This window comes from Streptomyces sp. NPDC013457, from assembly GCF_043089925.1.
GTDB lineage: Bacteria > Actinomycetota > Actinomycetes > Streptomycetales > Streptomycetaceae > Streptomyces.
The window spans coordinates 171766-188145 of sequence record NZ_JBICBL010000011.1; the positions used below are offsets into that span (position 1 = coordinate 171766).

12 protein-coding genes are annotated in these 16380 nt (G+C 72.6%); 11 read left to right on the forward strand and 1 reads right to left on the reverse strand.

Going from position 1 to position 16380, the window contains the following annotated elements:
* Positions 1-31 precede the first annotated feature (31 nt).
* Positions 32-1774 carry a dolichyl-phosphate-mannose--protein mannosyltransferase gene (locus ACF1G2_RS28115; RefSeq protein ID WP_391800969.1) on the reverse strand — a complete coding sequence of 581 codons (1743 nt, stop codon included), beginning with the start codon at positions 1772-1774 and terminating at the stop codon, positions 32-34.
* A 52-nt stretch (positions 1775-1826) separates the two neighbouring features.
* Between ACF1G2_RS28115 and rsmI the strand changes: the two genes are divergently transcribed.
* The 11 genes from rsmI (at position 1827) to ACF1G2_RS28170 (ending at position 16339) form a co-directional block, all read left to right on the forward strand.
* Positions 1827-2714, forward strand: a complete 888-nt coding sequence (rsmI, locus tag ACF1G2_RS28120) for a 16S rRNA (cytidine(1402)-2'-O)-methyltransferase (protein ID WP_391800970.1) — start codon at positions 1827-1829, stop codon at positions 2712-2714.
* A gap of 138 nt (positions 2715-2852) precedes the next feature.
* Positions 2853-3323 (forward strand): hypothetical protein, encoded by a 471-nt coding sequence (locus ACF1G2_RS28125; protein ID WP_391800971.1) that lies wholly within the window; start codon positions 2853-2855, stop codon positions 3321-3323.
* Positions 3324-3395: 72 nt separating this feature from the next.
* Positions 3396-4265 (forward strand): TatD family hydrolase, encoded by an 870-nt coding sequence (locus tag ACF1G2_RS28130; RefSeq protein WP_391800972.1) that lies wholly within the window; start codon positions 3396-3398, stop codon positions 4263-4265.
* Between the two features lie 85 nt (positions 4266-4350).
* Entirely contained in the window at positions 4351-5613 is a 1263-nt protein-coding gene (locus tag ACF1G2_RS28135) for a ubiquitin-like domain-containing protein (RefSeq protein ID WP_391800973.1), read from the forward strand.
* A 16-nt stretch (positions 5614-5629) separates the two neighbouring features.
* Positions 5630-6502 carry a 16S rRNA (adenine(1518)-N(6)/adenine(1519)-N(6))-dimethyltransferase RsmA gene (rsmA, locus tag ACF1G2_RS28140; protein WP_391800974.1) on the forward strand — a complete coding sequence of 291 codons (873 nt, stop codon included), beginning with the start codon at positions 5630-5632 and terminating at the stop codon, positions 6500-6502.
* Positions 6503-6522: 20 nt separating this feature from the next.
* Entirely contained in the window at positions 6523-7452 is a 930-nt protein-coding gene (locus tag ACF1G2_RS28145) for a 4-(cytidine 5'-diphospho)-2-C-methyl-D-erythritol kinase (RefSeq protein WP_391801080.1), read from the forward strand.
* 127 nt (positions 7453-7579) lie between these two features.
* Positions 7580-8884 (forward strand): acyltransferase, encoded by a 1305-nt coding sequence (locus ACF1G2_RS28150; RefSeq protein WP_391800975.1) that lies wholly within the window; start codon positions 7580-7582, stop codon positions 8882-8884.
* Positions 8885-9043: 159 nt separating this feature from the next.
* Positions 9044-10885: a protein kinase gene (locus ACF1G2_RS28155; RefSeq protein WP_391800976.1), complete on the forward strand. Its 1842-nt coding sequence runs from the start codon at positions 9044-9046 to the stop codon at positions 10883-10885.
* Between the two features lie 80 nt (positions 10886-10965).
* Positions 10966-12774, forward strand: coding sequence for an ABC-F family ATP-binding cassette domain-containing protein (locus ACF1G2_RS28160; RefSeq protein ID WP_391800977.1), 1809 nt, complete (start codon positions 10966-10968; stop codon positions 12772-12774).
* Positions 12775-12909: 135 nt separating this feature from the next.
* Entirely contained in the window at positions 12910-14760 is a 1851-nt protein-coding gene (locus ACF1G2_RS28165; RefSeq protein ID WP_391800978.1) for a PQQ-binding-like beta-propeller repeat protein, read from the forward strand.
* Positions 14761-14776: 16 nt separating this feature from the next.
* Complete coding sequence (locus tag ACF1G2_RS28170) at positions 14777-16339, forward strand: PQQ-binding-like beta-propeller repeat protein (protein ID WP_391800979.1); 1563 nt, start codon at positions 14777-14779, stop codon at positions 16337-16339.
* The last annotated feature ends 41 nt before the right edge of the window (positions 16340-16380 follow it).

The window sequence follows — 16380 nt, forward strand, 5'->3', positions numbered from 1 at the left end:
TCGGCCGCGCCCTTTCCCCGCTACCGCCCCGCTAGACCCACGTGTCCAGCCACATCCGGTTGCGCCACTGCTCCAGCGGAATCGCCGTTCCCGTGTACAGCGGCCAGAAATAGATGAAATTCCAGACGATGAGGAGAACGAGAACTCCCGCCGCCACCGCCCCGAACGTCCGGCGCCTTTCCGAGGAACCCGCGGGGCCGATCATCGCGCCGATCATCATCGTCACCGCGAGACAGAGGAACGGGACGAAGACCACCGCGTAGAAGAGGAAGATGGTGCGTTCCTGGTAGAGGAACCACGGCAGCCAGCCCGCCGCGATTCCGCACGCGATCGCGCCCGCGCGCCAGTCACGGCGGAAGAACCAGCGCCACAGGACGTACAGGATCGCGAAGCACGCCGCCCACCACAGCAGAGGCGTGCCCAGGGCCAGGACCTCCTGGGCGCACTTCTCCGTCGCCGACGCCGGGCAGCCGGCCTGGCCGGGGGCCGGGGACTCGTAGAAGTACGAGACCGGGCGGCCCAGGACGATCCAGCTCCAGGGGTTCGACTCGTACGTGTGCGGCGAGTTCAGGCCCACGTGGAACGTGTAGACCTCGCTCTCGTAGTGCCACAGGCTCCGCAGCCAGTCCGGCAGCCACGACCAGAAGCCGCCGCCGTTCACCTTGTCCTGCTCCGCCGCCCAGTTGCGGAAGTACCCCTTGTCCGTGACGATCCAGCCCGTCCACGTGACGAGGTACGTGGCGATCGCGACCGGCACCACCGAGACGAACGCCGGGATCAGGTCGCGCCTCAGCACCGCCGCGTACGGGCGGAACGCGCCCGCCGTACGCCGGGCGCCCACGTCCCACAGCACCGTGAGGAGCCCGAAGGCGACCATCACGTACAGACCGTTCCACTTGGTCCCCGCCGCGAGCCCCAGCGACACCCCCGCCGCGATCCGCCACGGCCGCCAGCCGAGCCGCAGGGTCTCCGCGACCGCCGCGTCCGGCCGCAGGACTCCCTCCCCGTCCACGGGCAGGGCCCCCGCCAGCTTCCGGCGCGCCCAGTCGCGGTCCACGACGAGGCAGCCGAACGAGGCGAGCACGAAGAACATCAGGACCTGGTCGAGCAGCGCCGTCCGGCTCATCACGAAGTGCAGGCCGTCGACCGCGAGCAGCAGACCGGCCAGACACCCCAGGAACGTCGAGCGGAACAGCCGCCGCCCGATCCGGCACAGCATCAGCACGGACAGCGTGCCGAGCAGCGCCACCATGAACCGCCAGCCGAACGGCGTGAAGTCGAAGATCTTCTCACCGAGGCCGATGACCCACTTGCCCATCGGCGGATGGACCACGTAGCCCGGCTCGGTGGGGATCAGGACGGAGCCGGGGTCGGCCAGGATCGACTTGTCGATGTCCTTCGGCCAGGCCCCCTCGTAGCCCTGGTTGATCAGCGCCCAGGAGTCCTTGGCGTAGTACGTCTCGTCGAATATCACCGCATGCGGCTTGCCCAGGTTCCAGAACCGCAAGACGCCGGCGAGCAGCGCGACGAGCAGCGGACCGCCCCAGGCGGCCAGCCGCCACACCCGGTCACCGGCGCCCCGCGACAGCCCGAGCAGCGACCACATCCGCTGCGAGGGGCGCGTGTACGGCGGTACGAGACGCTCCCGCAGCCCCGGTCCGGCGGCGCGCCCGGCGGGGGGTGTGTAGCCGAAGCGCCGCAGACGCTGCTGCCACGACGGAGGCTCTTCCACGGCGCGCTGACCCTGCAGGGTCTCGGGTGCGGTACTGGTCACCGCGCCATCGTAGGGAACGCGCCTGTGCGCGTCGCCTCTCCGGGCTGCGAGGATGACCCATGTGACAGGAACGCTGGTACTTGCAGGGACTCCCATCGGGGACATCGCGGACGCCCCGCCGCGGCTCGCGGCCGAGCTGGAGACCGCCGACATCGTCGCGGCGGAGGACACCCGGCGGCTGCGCGGTCTGACCCGCGCCCTCGGCGTGCACACCTCGGGCCGGGTCGTGTCGTACTTCGAGGGCAACGAGTCCGCCCGTACGCCCGAGCTGGTCGAGGCGCTCGCCGGCGGCGCGCGGGTGCTGCTGGTCACCGACGCGGGCATGCCGTCCGTCTCCGACCCCGGCTACCGACTGGTCGCCGCCGCCGTCGAGCAGGACATCAAGGTCACCGTCGTTCCCGGCCCCTCCGCCGTGCTGACCGCGCTCGCCCTCTCCGGGCTGCCCGTGGACCGCTTCTGCTTCGAGGGTTTCCTGCCGCGCAAGGCCGGTGAGCGGCTCGGGCGGCTGCGCGAGGTCGCCGGCGAGCGCAGGACCCTCGTCTACTTCGAGGCCCCGCACCGGCTCGACGACACGCTCGCCGCGATGGCCGAGGTCTTCGGCGCCGAACGCCGCGCCGCCGTCTGCCGCGAGCTGACCAAGACGTACGAGGAGGTCAAGCGCGGCGGCCTCGGCGAACTGGCGGCGTGGGCCGCCGAGGGCGTACGGGGTGAGATCACCGTCGTCGTCGAGGGCGCCCCCGAGGCCGGGCCCGCCGAACTCGACGCCGAGGAGCTGGTGCGCAGGGTGCGGGTGCGCGAGGAGGCGGGGGAGCGGCGCAAGGAGGCCATCGCGGCGGTCGCCGCCGACGCGGGCCTGCCCAAGCGCGAGGTGTTCGATGCCGTCGTCGCGGCAAAGAACGCGGCTGGGACAGGCCCCGTAAAAGGTAAAGAGCTATCGTGAAAAGCAAAGCCGAACCCGCGCGGCGGGCCTCCTGAGGGCCTGAGGGCAAGGGAACGCAAAAGGACGTTCCATGGTTCGTCCGGCGTTGATGCGCTCCGGCCCGAAAAGGCGTCCACTGGTCGGTGGAGAGGAGCTGGCATGAGCGAGATCACCGGCACCGGCATACCCGTCGCCCACGAGGCGTACGCCTTTGCCTGCATGCGCTGCGGGTACGGCTGGGAGCAGGCGTACGACATCGAGCACCACGTCGACGCCGCCGGCCATGAATTCATCGTCTACAAGGCCGGTGGTGAGCGGGTTCCCTCACCGCTGTCCAGTCCGACCTGCATGAACTGCGGCGGACACGTCGTGCGCATCATGCGCGCGGGGCAGGTCTCCTCGGTCCTGAACTCGTGGGAGCAGGCCCAGCACCGGAACGTCCCGGGAACGCCGCACAGGCCGGCCACCCCGGCCGGACCGATCGGCCTCGCGGGTCCGATCGGGCAGGACCTGGAGCGCGAGGAGGGTCCGGCGCCCGGCGCGGCGGACGTTCCCGGCCCCGTGCACGTGACGGCGGAGTCCCGGGGGTGGCTGTCGAGCTTCATGCAGCGGTTCCGGGGCGAGCACTGACCCGGGCAGGCCGTCCCGCGTGAGCACCGGCCGTCCGCCCGTGAACCCATGGCCCCTCGTACGATCGGGGCCATGAGTTCGAAGGACGCCCCGCCGCCGCTGCCCGAACCGCTCCCGGTACCGGTGGCGGATTCCCACACGCACCTGGACATGCAGTCCGGCACCGTCGAGGAGGCCCTCACCAAGGCCGCCGCCGTCGGGGTCACGACCGTCGTCCAGGTCGGCTGCGACATCAAGGGCTCCCAGTGGGCCGCCGAGACCGCGGCCGCACACGACAACGTGCACGCCGCCGTCGCCCTGCACCCCAACGAGGCCCCCAGGATCGTCCTCGGGGACCCCGACGGCTGGTCGCGGCAGGGGGCCCGCGAGGCGGGCGGGGACGCCGCCCTGGACGACGCGCTCGCCGAGATCGACCGCCTCGCCGCCCTGCCGTACGTGCGGGCCGTCGGCGAGACCGGCCTCGACCGGTTCCGCACCGGCCCCGAGGGCATGGCCGCCCAGGAGCGCTCCTTCCGCGCGCACATCGAGATCGCCAAGCGCCACGGCAAGGCGCTCGTGATCCACGACCGCGACGCCCACGCCGACGTCCTGCGGGTCCTCGACGAGGAGGGCGCGCCGGAGCGGACCGTCTTCCACTGCTACTCCGGCGACGCCGAGATGGCGGAGATCTGCGCCGCGAAGGGCTACTACATGTCCTTCGCCGGCAACATGACCTTCAAGAACGCGCAGCCCCTGCGCGACGCCCTCGCCGTCGCCCCGCTGGACCTCGTCCTGGTCGAGACGGACGCCCCGTTCCTGACCCCGGCGCCGTACCGGGGACGGCCCAACGCGCCGTACCTCATCCCGGTCACCGTCCGGGCGATGGCCGCCGTGCGCGGGATCACTGAGGAGGAGCTCTGCGAGGCGATCGCCGTGAACACGGCGACCGCCTTCGACTACTGATTTCGGTCACCGATGCATAACGGTTACGTGTAGTAGTCGGGTCGTTTTGGAGAGTGATCACCGCCGGGGTTAGGGTCCCGGCCTCGTGAGCACTTCCCAGGGCAGTCACCGAGCCGGGCGGAGGTCGGCGCCCAGCGGGCCGCCGCCCGTGCCCGTCCACGAGCAGCCGACACAGGCGGCCGTACTCGTACCGGGCCAGGGCCCGCGCGCCGAGGCCCGGCGTGCGGCCCGCCGCCGCAAGGCCAGGCCCGGCCCCGGCGAGAGCCTGCGGCGCATCGTCCCGCAGGCCCTCGTCGTCGCCTTCCTGGCGGGCGGCACCAGCGCCTTCGTCGCCAACGACAAGGCGATCCGGCTCTCCGTCGACGGTGTCCCGCGCACCCTGCACACCTTCGCCGACGACGTCGACGAGCTGCTCGCGGACGAGGGCCTCGCCGTCGGCTCGCACGACATCGTGGCCCCCGCCCCGGGCGCGGCCCTGACCAGCGGCGACGAGGTCGTCGTCCGCTACGGCCGGCCCGTCGCCCTCACCCTCGACGGGCAGCGCCGCCAGGTGTGGACCACCGCCAGGACCGTCGACGGCGCGCTGCGCCAGCTCGGCGTACGGGCCGAGGGCGCCTACCTCTCCGTCTCCCGTACGGCGCCCATCTCCCGCCGGGGCCTCGCCCTCGACGTCCGCACCGAACGGACCGTCACCCTCCTCGCCGACGGCCGCGAACGGACCCTGCGCACCAACGCCGCCACCGTCCGCGAGGCCGTCGAGGAGGCCGGGATCACCCTCTCCGGCCAGGACACCACCTCCGTGCCGCCCGGCTCCTTCCCGCGCGACGGCCAGACGATCACCGTCCTGCGGATCACCGGCACCCGGCAGATCCGCGAGGAGCCGATCCCGTACGCGGTCGAGCGGAGCCGTGACCCCGAGCTCTTCGCCGGCATGGAGGTCGTCGAGCGGCAGGGCGTCCAGGGCGTGCGCCGCGTCACGTACAGCCTGCGGACCGTCAACGGCGTCCGGCAGAAGCCGAGGAAGACCGGCGAGGAGATCGTCCGCGAGCCCGTCAGCAGGAAGGTGAGGGTCGGTACCCGGCCGCTGCCCACCTCGGTCGCGGGCGCGGACGGGCTCGACTGGGGCTCGCTCGCCGCCTGCGAGTCCGGCGGCCGGCCGAACGCGGTCGACCCGTCGGGGACGTACGGCGGGCTCTACCAGTTCGACCCCGGCACCTGGCGCTCGCTCGGCGGCAGTGGGGTCGCGCAGAACGCGCCGGCCTCGGAGCAGACGTACCGGGCGAAGAAGCTCTACGTGCAGCGCGGCGCGAGCCCCTGGCCGCACTGCGGCCGAAGGCTCCACCAGTGAGCCGTAGGCTGTACCGGTGAGCACCACCACCGGCCCCGAAGGCCCCGACGCCCTCCTCGGCCCCGCCGACATCCGTGAACTGGCCGCCGCCCTCGGCGTGCGCCCCACGAAGCAGAAGGGCCAGAACTTCGTCATCGACGCCAACACCGTGCGGCGGATCGTCCGCACGGCCGAGGTGCGCCCCGACGACGTGGTCGTGGAGGTGGGCCCCGGGCTCGGCTCGCTGACCCTGGCGCTCCTGGAGGCGGCGGACCGGGTGACGGCCGTCGAGATCGACGACATCCTGGCGGCCGCGCTGCCTTCGACCATCGCCGCCCGGCTGCCGGCGAAGAAGGACCACTTCGCGCTGGTCCACTCCGACGCGATGGACGTCCGGGAGCTGCCGGGCCCCGCGCCGACGGCGCTGGTCGCGAACCTGCCGTACAACGTGGCCGTGCCGGTCCTGCTGCACATGCTCGACCGCTTCCCGACGATCGAGCGCACGCTCGTGATGGTCCAGGCGGAGGTCGCGGACCGGCTTGCGGCCAGGCCCGGCAACAAGGTGTACGGCGTGCCGTCGGTGAAGGCGAACTGGTACGCCGAGGTGAAGCGGGCCGGCGCGATCGGCCGCAACGTCTTCTGGCCGGCCCCGAACGTCGACTCCGGCCTCGTCTCGCTGGTCCGGCGAACGGAGCCGGTCGCCACGACCGCGTCGAAGGCGGAGGTCTTCGCCGTGGTCGACGCGGCGTTCGCGCAGCGCCGCAAGACCCTGCGGGCCGCGCTCGCAGGGTGGGCGGGCTCCCCCGCGGCGGCGGAGGAGGCCCTGGTCGAGGCGGGCATCTCCCCGCAGGCCCGGGGCGAGGCCCTCACCGTGGAGGAGTTCGCGAGGATCGCGGAGGCGAAGGCGTGAGCGGCGACGTGAGCGAAGGCGTGAGCGCGAGCCGGGCTGCGGGTTCCGCCGCCGGGCGGAGCGTCACCGTGCGGGTGCCGGCCAAGGTCAACGTCCAGCTGGCGGTCGGCGCGGCGCGCCCCGACGGCTTCCACGACCTGGCCAACGTCTTCCTCGCCGTCTCCCTGTACGACCAGGTCACCGCGACGCCCGCCGACGAGCTGACCGTCACCTGCGAGGGCCGCGACGCCGACAAGGTGCCGCTGGACCGGACCAACCTGGCCGCGCGCGCGGCGGAGCTGCTCGCCGCCCGGCACGGCATCTCCCCGGACGTGCACCTCCACATCGCCAAGGACATCCCCGTCGCGGGCGGCATGGCGGGCGGCAGCGCGGACGGCGCGGGCGCGCTGCTCGCGTGCGACGCGCTGTGGGGCCTGGACTCCTCCCGCGCCGAACTCCTGGAGATCTGCGCCGAACTCGGCAGCGACGTGCCGTTCAGCCTGGTCGGCGGCGCGGCGCTCGGACTCGGCCGCGGCGAGAGGCTGACGGAGCTGCCGGTGGGCGGCACCTTCCACTGGGTCTTCGCCGTCGCCGACGGCGGGCTGTCGACGCCCGTGGTGTTCGGCGAGTTCGACCGCCTCACCGAGGGGGTCCCCGTCCCCGAGCCCGCCGCCTCCCCGGCGCTCCTGGACGCCCTGCGCACGGGCGACACGACCGCGCTGGCCGGCGCCCTGGCCAACGACCTCCAGCCGGCCGCCGTCTCCCTGAAGCCCGCCCTGAACGCCACCCTGGAGGCCGGCACGGCCGCAGGCGCACTGGCGGCCCTGGTGTCGGGCTCGGGGCCGACGACCGCTTTCCTGGTGAAGGACGAGGAGGCGGCCCGCGAGGTCGCCGACGCCCTGATCGCCTCCGGCACCTGCCGCACGGCCCGTGTCGCCACGTCACCGGCGCCGGGCGCGACGGTCCGCTAGCGCCTCCGCCGGCGCCACCGCGGCGTGGCCCCGGCCGACTGAGTACGGGCCGGCCGGCCCGTACTCAGAGCCGAGTTGAGTATCCGAGCGCTGCCGGTGGCCCGCCCCCGGGCGGGACCGTACCCGCATGGGAATCAGCGCTCGGGAACTCGCCGCCGCCACCCCCGCGACGCGGGACCGGTACGTCGACCTGCTGCGGGTCGCCTCGCTCGGGGTCGTGGTCCTCGGCCACTGGCTGATGGCCGCCGTGGGGACCGACGGACAGGTGGGCAACCTGCTGGCCGTCGTACCGGAACTCCAGGTCGTCACCTGGGTGCTGCAGGTCATGCCGGTCTTCTTCTTCGTGGGCGGCTTCTCCCACGCCCTCGCCCACCGCTCCCGCCCCGGCTACGCCGCCTTCCTGCGCGCCCGGCTCCAGCGGCTCCTGCGCCCGACGATGGTGTTCGTCGCGGTGTGGGGGAGCGCCGCACTCGTGATCCAGCTGCTCGGCGCGGACGGAGGGCTGACCGCGGTCGCGCTGAGGCTCGTCACCCAGCCGCTCTGGTTCATCGGGATCTACCTCGCCATGGTGGCGTTCACGCCACCGCTCCTGAAGCTCCACGAGCGGTGGGGCTGGGGCGCGTTCGCCGTGCTCGCGGGCGGGGCGGTCGCCGTGGACGTGCTGCGGTTCGCGCTCGGCATGCCGTTCGTCGAGTTCCTCAACTTCGCCCTCGTCTGGCTGGCCGTCCATCAGCTCGGCTTCCTCAGGGCCGACGGCATGATCCGCCTCCCCGGCGCGCTCGCCGCGGGCGGCCTGCTCGGCGCGGGTCTCCTCGTCGCCCTCGGGCCGTACCCGCTCTCCATGGTCGGGATGCCCGGCGAGAAGGTCTCCAACATGGCCCCGCCGACCCTGGCCCTGCTCGCGCACGGCATCTGGCTGGTCGGCGCGGTGGAGCTGCTGAAGGGCCCGGGCGCCCGGTTCGCCGCCCGTGCCGGTGTCTGGCGGAAGGTCGTCGCCGCCAACGGGATCGCCATGACCGCGTTCCTGTGGCATCTGACCGCGATGCTCGGTGTGTACGGCGCGCTCCTCGCGCTCGACATGACGCTGCCCGCGCCCGCGACCGGTGCCTGGTGGGCCCAGGTCCCCCTCCGCATCGCCGCCGCGGCCGTCGTCACCGGCCTGCTCGTCGCCGCCTTCCGCCGTTTCGAACGCCCCGCCGCCCGCCGTCCGTCCGCCGGCTCGGCCCCGCTCGCCGCCCTCGGCGTCACCCTCGCCCTCTTCGGCGTGCTCGGCCTGTCCATGACCGGCTTCGGCGGTCTTCTGGAGGGCCACGCGGCCACCCTGATCGCCGTCCGCGTCACGGCCCCGGCCGCCGTCGCGACGGCCCTCGTGGGCTGGCTGCTCGTCGAACGTGCGGGCCGTGCACGGATCCCGGGACAGCGCACGCCCTGACGCCGTGCCGTACTGACGGAGCGTCACCGTCCGGGGGCCCGCGCGGGGGACTGCGCCGGTACCGGTCCGGGGCCGTCGGAGGGCGGCCCTCCGCGTAGGCCTACGCTGGTCCCTCCACGGGGCTACATCGACGGCGTACGACGGATCGGAGCGTGACACGTGACGGGGGCGAACGGCGCGGAGCTGGTCGGCGAGGTGCTGGGCGGGCGTTACCGCGTGACCGCGATGATCGGGCGCGGCGGCATGGGCGTGGTCGCCCGGGCCGTGGACCAGGTGCTGAACCGCGAGGTCGCCGTCAAGGTCCTGCGGGCCTACACCGACGCCTCCCCCGCCGAACTGGCCGACCTGCGGGTCCGGATGGAGCGCGAGGCGCAGGCCGCCGCCCGGATCCGGCACAGCGGCGTGGTCACCGTGCACGACGTCGTCGAGGAGCGCGGGCTGCCCGTCATCGTCATGGAGCTGGTCGAAGGCCCCTCCCTCGACGAGGTGCTGACCGAGCACGGACCGCTGGACCCGCGCGAGGTGGCCGCGATCGGCGCCAGGCTGATGGACGCCCTGGACGCGGCGCACCGGGCCGGGGTCCTGCACCGGGACGTCAAGCCGGGGAACGTGCTCCTGGAGCGCGCCGTCCAGAGCGGCCCGGGACTCTCCCCGGCCGGTGGCTGGGGACGGGTCGTGCTCACCGACTTCGGCATCGCCAGCATGGAGCGCTCCGGCGACGAGGCGCTGGCCAAGCTGACCCAGAGCGGTCAGATCGTCGGCTCCCTCGACTACCTGCCGCCGGAGCGCGCGCAGGGCCGGCAGCCGGGGACCGCCTCGGACGTCTGGGCGCTCGGCATGACGCTGTACGCGGCCGTGGAGGGCGCCTCCGCCTTCCGCCGCACCTCGGTCTGGTCCACGCTCGCGGCCATCGTCGGCGAGCCGCTGCCCGAGCCCCGCCGCGCCGGGCCCCTCGCTCCCGTGCTGCAGGCGCTGATGGCCAAGGAGCCGGAGCAGCGCCCCGACGCCGCGCGGGCCCGCGAGATGCTGGAGGCGGTCGCCGCGGGCGGGACGCCGCTTCCGCCGCCCGCCCCGGCGCAGGCCCAGCCCTCGAACCCCGTACAGACTCCTGTACACACCCCCGTACCGACTCCTGTGCAGGCTCAGCCCTCCGCTCCCGTCCAGGCGCCGCCCACCGGTCCCGCCGTCCCGCCCGGCGCCTTCGGTCCGGCCGCGACGGCACCGTTCCAGCAGCCCGTCCCACAGCAGTTCCCGCACGCCGCCCAGCAGCACGCCGCACCGCACCCCGCCCAGCAGCACGCCTCCCAGCACCCCGGCATACCCGCCGGCCACGGAAGCCGCGCCGACACCGCGACCGTCCGGGCCGGACGGCGCCGGACCCGTACCGTCGTCGCGGCCGCCGTCGCCACCGTGCTCATCGGCGGCGGAGTCGCCTACGGGCTGATGACGGAGAACGAACCGGCCGGTGGTTCGGCGGCGGCACCGCCCACCTCGACCGCCCCGGCCGACGACGACCTGTCCGCGGGCGGCCCGGGCGACGGCGGCGACGGCCCGACCTCCCCGGGGGACCTGACGTCGATGGGCCCCGGCGAGACGCCTGCGAGCGCCCCCACGGACGCCCCCACGGCCAAGCCGACCCCCACGAAGACGCCCGGCGCCGGCGACAAGCCGTCCGCCACCCCCACTCCGCCGAGGACCACGCCCAGCGCGACGGTGAAGGAGCCCAGCCCCGTCTCGACGGCGTGCACCGGCTGGGCCCACTCGAACCGCAGCGACGGCTACGGAGACATGTCGCAGAACTCCCACCTGTACACCGGGCCGTACTCGGTGTGCTCCTACGTGACCGTGATCAAGACCGGCACGAAGGTCTACTACCACTGCTACGTCACCAATGCCCAGGGCAACAAGTGGATCTACGCCCGCATCCAGGGCACCGAGACCGAGGGCTGGCTGTTCAGCGAGAAGGTCACCACGAAGGGCGGCTCGCTCGCCCGCTGCTAGGCGGGGGACGACGCGCTCCGCCCCACCGGCCCGGCCGTCTACCCTTGGACGTCGATCCATCCCCCCGTACAGGAGTCAAAGTGGCCGTCAACCTGGTCAATGTCGAGGCCGTCAGCAAGGTGTACGGCACACGTGCCCTGCTCGACGGCGTCTCGCTCGGCGTCTCCGAGGGTGACCGGATCGGTGTCGTGGGCCGCAACGGCGACGGCAAGACCACCCTCATCCGGATGCTCGCCAAGCTGGAGGAGGCCGACACCGGCCGCGTCACGCACAGTGGCGGGCTGCGGCTCGGGGTGCTCACCCAGCACGACTCCCTCGACCCGAAGGCCACCGTCCGGCACGAGGTCATCGGCGTCATGGCCGACCACGAGTGGGCCGGCAGCGCCAAGATCCGCGACGTCCTCACCGGGCTCTTCGGCGGCCTCGACCTGCCCGGCTTCGAGCAGGGCCTCGACACGGTCATCGGCCCCCTCTCCGGCGGCGAGCGGCGACGCATCGCGCTCGCCAAGCTCCTCATCGAGGACCAGGACCTGATCGTCCTCGACGAGCCCACCAACCACCTCGACGTCGAGGGCATCGCCTGGCTCGCCAAGCACCTCCAGGAGCGCCGCTCCGCGCTCGTCTGCGTCACCCACGACCGCTGGTTCCTCGACCAGGTCTGCACCCGCATGTGGGACGTGCAGCGCGGTGACGTGCACGAGTACGAGGGCGGCTACTCCGACTACGTCTTCGCCCGCGCCGAGCGCGAGCGCATCGCGGCCACGGAGGAGGTCAAGCGGCAGAACCTGATGCGCAAGGAGCTGGCCTGGCTGCGGCGCGGCGCCCCCGCCCGTACCTCCAAGCCCCGCTACCGCATCGAGGCCGCCAACGAGCTGATCGCCGACGTGCCGCCGCCGCGCGACACCTCCGAGCTGATGAAGTTCGCCAACGCCCGCCTCGGCAAGACGGTCTTCGACCTGGAGAACGTCACCGTCACCGCCGGCCCCAAGACGCTGCTCAAGCACCTCACCTGGCAGCTCGGTCCCGGCGACCGCATCGGCCTGGTCGGCGTCAACGGCGCCGGCAAGACCTCCCTCCTGCGGGCGCTCGCCGACGCGGCCGTCAGCCAGGGCGAGCAGCAGCCGGCGGACGGCAGGATCGTCGTCGGCAAGACCGTACGGCTCGCCTACCTCTCGCAGGACGTCACCGAACTGCCCGCGACGCTGCGCGTCCTGGAGGCCGTCCAGCAGATCCGCGACCGGGTCGACCTCGGCAAGGGCCGCGAGATGACCGCCGGTCAGCTCTGCGAGCAGTTCGGCTTCTCCAAGGAGAAGCAGTGGACGCCCGTCGGCGACCTCTCCGGCGGCGAGCGGCGCAGGCTCCAGCTGCTGCGCCTCCTCATGGACGAGCCCAACGTCCTCTTCCTCGACGAGCCCACCAACGACCTGGACATCGAGACCCTGACCCAGCTGGAGGACCTCCTCGACGGCTGGCCGGGCTCCATGGTCGTCATCTCCCACGACCGGTTCTTCATCGAGCGCACCACCGACCGCACGTTCGCGCTGCTCGGCGACGCGACGCTGCGGATGCTGCCGCGCGGCATCGACGAGTACCTGGAGCGGCGGCAGAAGATGGTCGAGGCCACGGTCCCCGCTCCTGCCGCCGCCACGACCGCGCAGGCGAAGCCCGGCCTCTCGGCCGCCGACGCGCGCGCCGCGAAGAAGGAACTGCAGAAGGTCGAGCGCCAGCTGGACAAGGTCTCCGAGAAGGAGGCCAAGCTCCATGCCCAGATCGCCGAGAACGCCACCGACTTCGAGAAGGTCGCGAAGTGGGACGCCGAGCTCCGGGAACTCGCGGGGGAACGCGAGGAATTGGAGATGCGTTGGCTGGAATTGGCGGAGGATGCGTAGAGAAGCCGTGCGAAACGCGTAACGAGGGCATCACGGGCCGGTCCTCCCTTGGGCACAAGGGGTGGACCGGTCGCTTTTGCGCCATCCCGTGAGTGGTAGAAAGAAAACCCGCTCACACCAAGGGGGAACGCGCTGATGACCCAGCCGCCCAGCAACCAGCCGCCGGGCTTCGGCGCACCGAACCCGGATCCGAATCAGAACCCGGCCCAGAACCCGGCGTCGGGCCCGGCCCAGAACCCGGCTCCGAACCCGCCGCCGATGCCGCCGCAGGCCCCGCCGATGCCGCCCCAGGCTCCGCCGGCCCCGGCGCAGGCTCCGCAGGCCCCTCAGACGCCCCCGCCCGCCGCGCCCGGCCCGTACGGCCAGCCGCCGCAGCCCGGTTACGGCTATCCCCAGCAGCCGGGTCCGTACAACCAGCCGCCGCAGCCCGGTTACGGCTACCCCCAGCAGCCCGGTCCGTACGGCCAGCAGCCCGGCCCCTACGGCCAGCAGCCGGGCCAGTACGGCTACCCCGCTACGGCGCCCGCCCCCGGCGGCAAGAACCCGTTCAAGGGGAAGCCGGGCGTCATCGTCGCCGCGGCCGTGGCCGCCGCGCTCGTCATCGGCGGCGGCACCTGGTTCGCGCTCAGCGGTGACGACGAGGACAAGCCGGTCGCCAAGCCGACCGCCACCAGCGGCACTCCGAAGCCCTCCGAGTCGGTCGACCAGGGCGACGGGAGCGGCGACGGCGGGGGCCGCAACGGCGAGGACGACCTGAACGCCGGCCGCAAGCCCGGCGAGGCCAAGATCAACTGGCTGCTGAAGAACAACGTCGACCTGCCCCGCAACGGCGCCGACGTCTTCGGTCCGTGGGTCACCGGCGATGTCGTCGCCAAGGCCATGTACAAGGGCATCAGCGGCTTCGGCCTCAGCGACGGCGCCTCCAAGTGGCACCTCGACCTGCCCTTCGAGGTGTGCGCGGCGGCCCCCGAGCCCGCCGCCGACGGCACGACCGTCATCGGCATCAACGACAAGGCCGGCGACCGCGCCGACTGCACCGTCCTGCAGCAGGTCAACCTGAAGACCGGCAAGGCGGGATGGAAGAAGACGCTCGACAAGGGCACCGGCTTCAGCTCGCTCTCCGACATCACGCTCGCCATCAGCGGCACCACCGTGACGGCCTCCGGGACCAACAACTCCTGGGGCTTCTCGCTCACCGACGGCAAGCAGCTCTTCGGCAAGCCGGCCGCCGGCCAGTGCCAGCCGTACGCCTTCGCGGGCGGCGCGAAGCTGATCGCCGCGGCCAGCTGCCGTACGAGCGACGTCAACAAGAAGCAGGAGCAGATCAGCGAGGTCGACCCGAACACGGGCAAGCCCCGGTGGACCTTCAAGCTCCAGCCCAACTGGGAGGTCGACAAGGTCTACTCGGTGAACCCGCTCGTCGTCTCCGCGCAGCAGCGCGACGAGAAGAAGTGGACCGTCTTCGCGGTCACCCCGGACGGCAAGCTCCGTTCGCAGATCCAGGGCGGCAACGACAAGTACGCCCCCGACTGCGGTGGCGGCGCGTTCGTCATCTTCGGCCGCAACCTCCAGGGCTGCCACGGTGTGGCCGCCGACGCCAACACCTTCTACATGGCGACGGACTCCGAGTACCGCCAGGCCAACGCCGTCGTCGCGTTCGACCTGAACACCGGCAAGCAGAAGTGGCGTGCCGCCGCCCCCGCCGAGCGCTCGATCACCCCGCTGCGCATGGAGGGTTCCGAGGTCGTGGTCTACATGAAGGCGATGTACGACAAGGGCGGTGCGGTCGCCACGATCGCCCCCACCGGCGGCACCCCGAAGATCCTCCAGCAGCACCCGCTGGCGACGGCCGAGATCGAGGACGACTACTACGACCCGGCCTACGTCTACTCGGGCGGCACCTTCGTCGTCGCGGCGGGGCGCGTCAGCGCCCGCAACGACGCGGAGGAGAAGGAGACCAAGACGATGATGGCCTTCAGCAAGTGAGGGTCGGCCGAATCCGATGACGACACCGCAGCAACCGGGCTCGCCCCCGCCGACGTACGGACCGTACGGAAGCCTGAACCCGCACGGGGGCGGGGGCCCCGGCACGGTGGTGCCTCCGTCGGCACCGCCGCCGCCTCCGCCCGGACGCGGGAAGCGCCGCACGACCGCCGTGATCGCGGCGGTCGTGGCGGCGCTCCTCGCCGTCGGCGGCGGGACCTGGTACGCCCTGGACCGTGACGAGGGCTCCCGGGGCACCGACGCCAAGCCGTCCACGAGCCCCACCGTCTCCGGGACGGGGGCCCCGACGGCCGGGCCCTCGGGTCCCCCCGCCCCGGACGCCGCCGACAAGGCCCGCTACAACGCGGGCCGCGCTCCCGGCGAGGCCTCCGTCCTGTGGGTCCGGAAGAACGACATCGACGTCACCACGCTCACCGGGGACGTCTTCGGGCCCTGGCTGGTCGGCGACACCCTTGTCACCGCCATGTACCGCACGGTCACGGCCCATTCGGTCGTCGACGGCACGGTGAAGTGGCGGATGACGCTCGACACGGAGATCTGCCGTGCGTCGCACGACGTCTCGGCCGACGGGAAGATCGTCCTCGCCCGCAAGGACCGTCTCCACGCGGACGTCGACGAGTGCCGTCAGCTCCAGGCGATCGACCTTCGCTCCGGCAGGTCCAGCTGGCAGCGGAAGATCACGAAGGAAGGCAACTTCGACTTCGGTACGGACTTCTCGCTGGCGATCAGCGGCGGCACCGTCACCGCGGGCCGGGACCTCTACTCGACCGGGTACCGCCTGAGCGACGGCAAGCAGCTGTTCGGCCGGTGGGAGAAGAGCGAGTGCCAGCCGTACGCGTACGCCGGAGGCCCGAAGCTCATCGCCGCGGTCTCCTGCACGAAGGACGTGAACAAGCCGCAGGAGGAGATCCACGAGGTCGATCCTGTGACCGGGAAGTCCCGCTGGAAGTACCGGCTCCCGGTCGGCTACCGGGTGGACCACGTCCTGTCCGTGCGCCCGCTCGTCGTCTCGGCCGACAACCGTGCCCAGGGCACCCACGGCATGGTCGTCCTCAACGAGGACGGCACGAAGCGGACGTCGCTCAAGGGCCCGGGCTTCTATGACGAGGGGTGCGACGACGACACAGCCCAGCAGGGCAACCTGCAGCGATGCCAGGTCGTCGCGGACGACACCCACGTCTACATCGCGATCGAGGGAGCGCCCAAGGGCAAGGGCAACGAGATCGCCGCCTTCGACCTCGACACCGGCACCATCGTGCGGCGCATCGGGGGAGTCGAGGGGCGCAGGTCCTGGCCGTTGCGGATGGAGGGCGGCTCACTGGTCGTCCGGAGGGCCGCGCTGCTCGACGAGCCCGGTTCGCTGGCCACCGTCGCGCCCGGCGCGACCGAGCCCGTCGAGACGCTCCGGCTGCCGCGTGTGACCGGGCGCCTGGAGTCGCGCTTCCACGATTCCCCGGCGCTGTACGTCGACGGCCGGTACATCCTTGTGCAGCAGCTCGTCGTGGGTGCGAACGACTCCGAGGAGATGAAGAGGGAGACGCTGTTGGCCTTCGGCAAGTGACACCGACCCCCGCCCGTCCTCCCACACCTCAGAGGTATCCA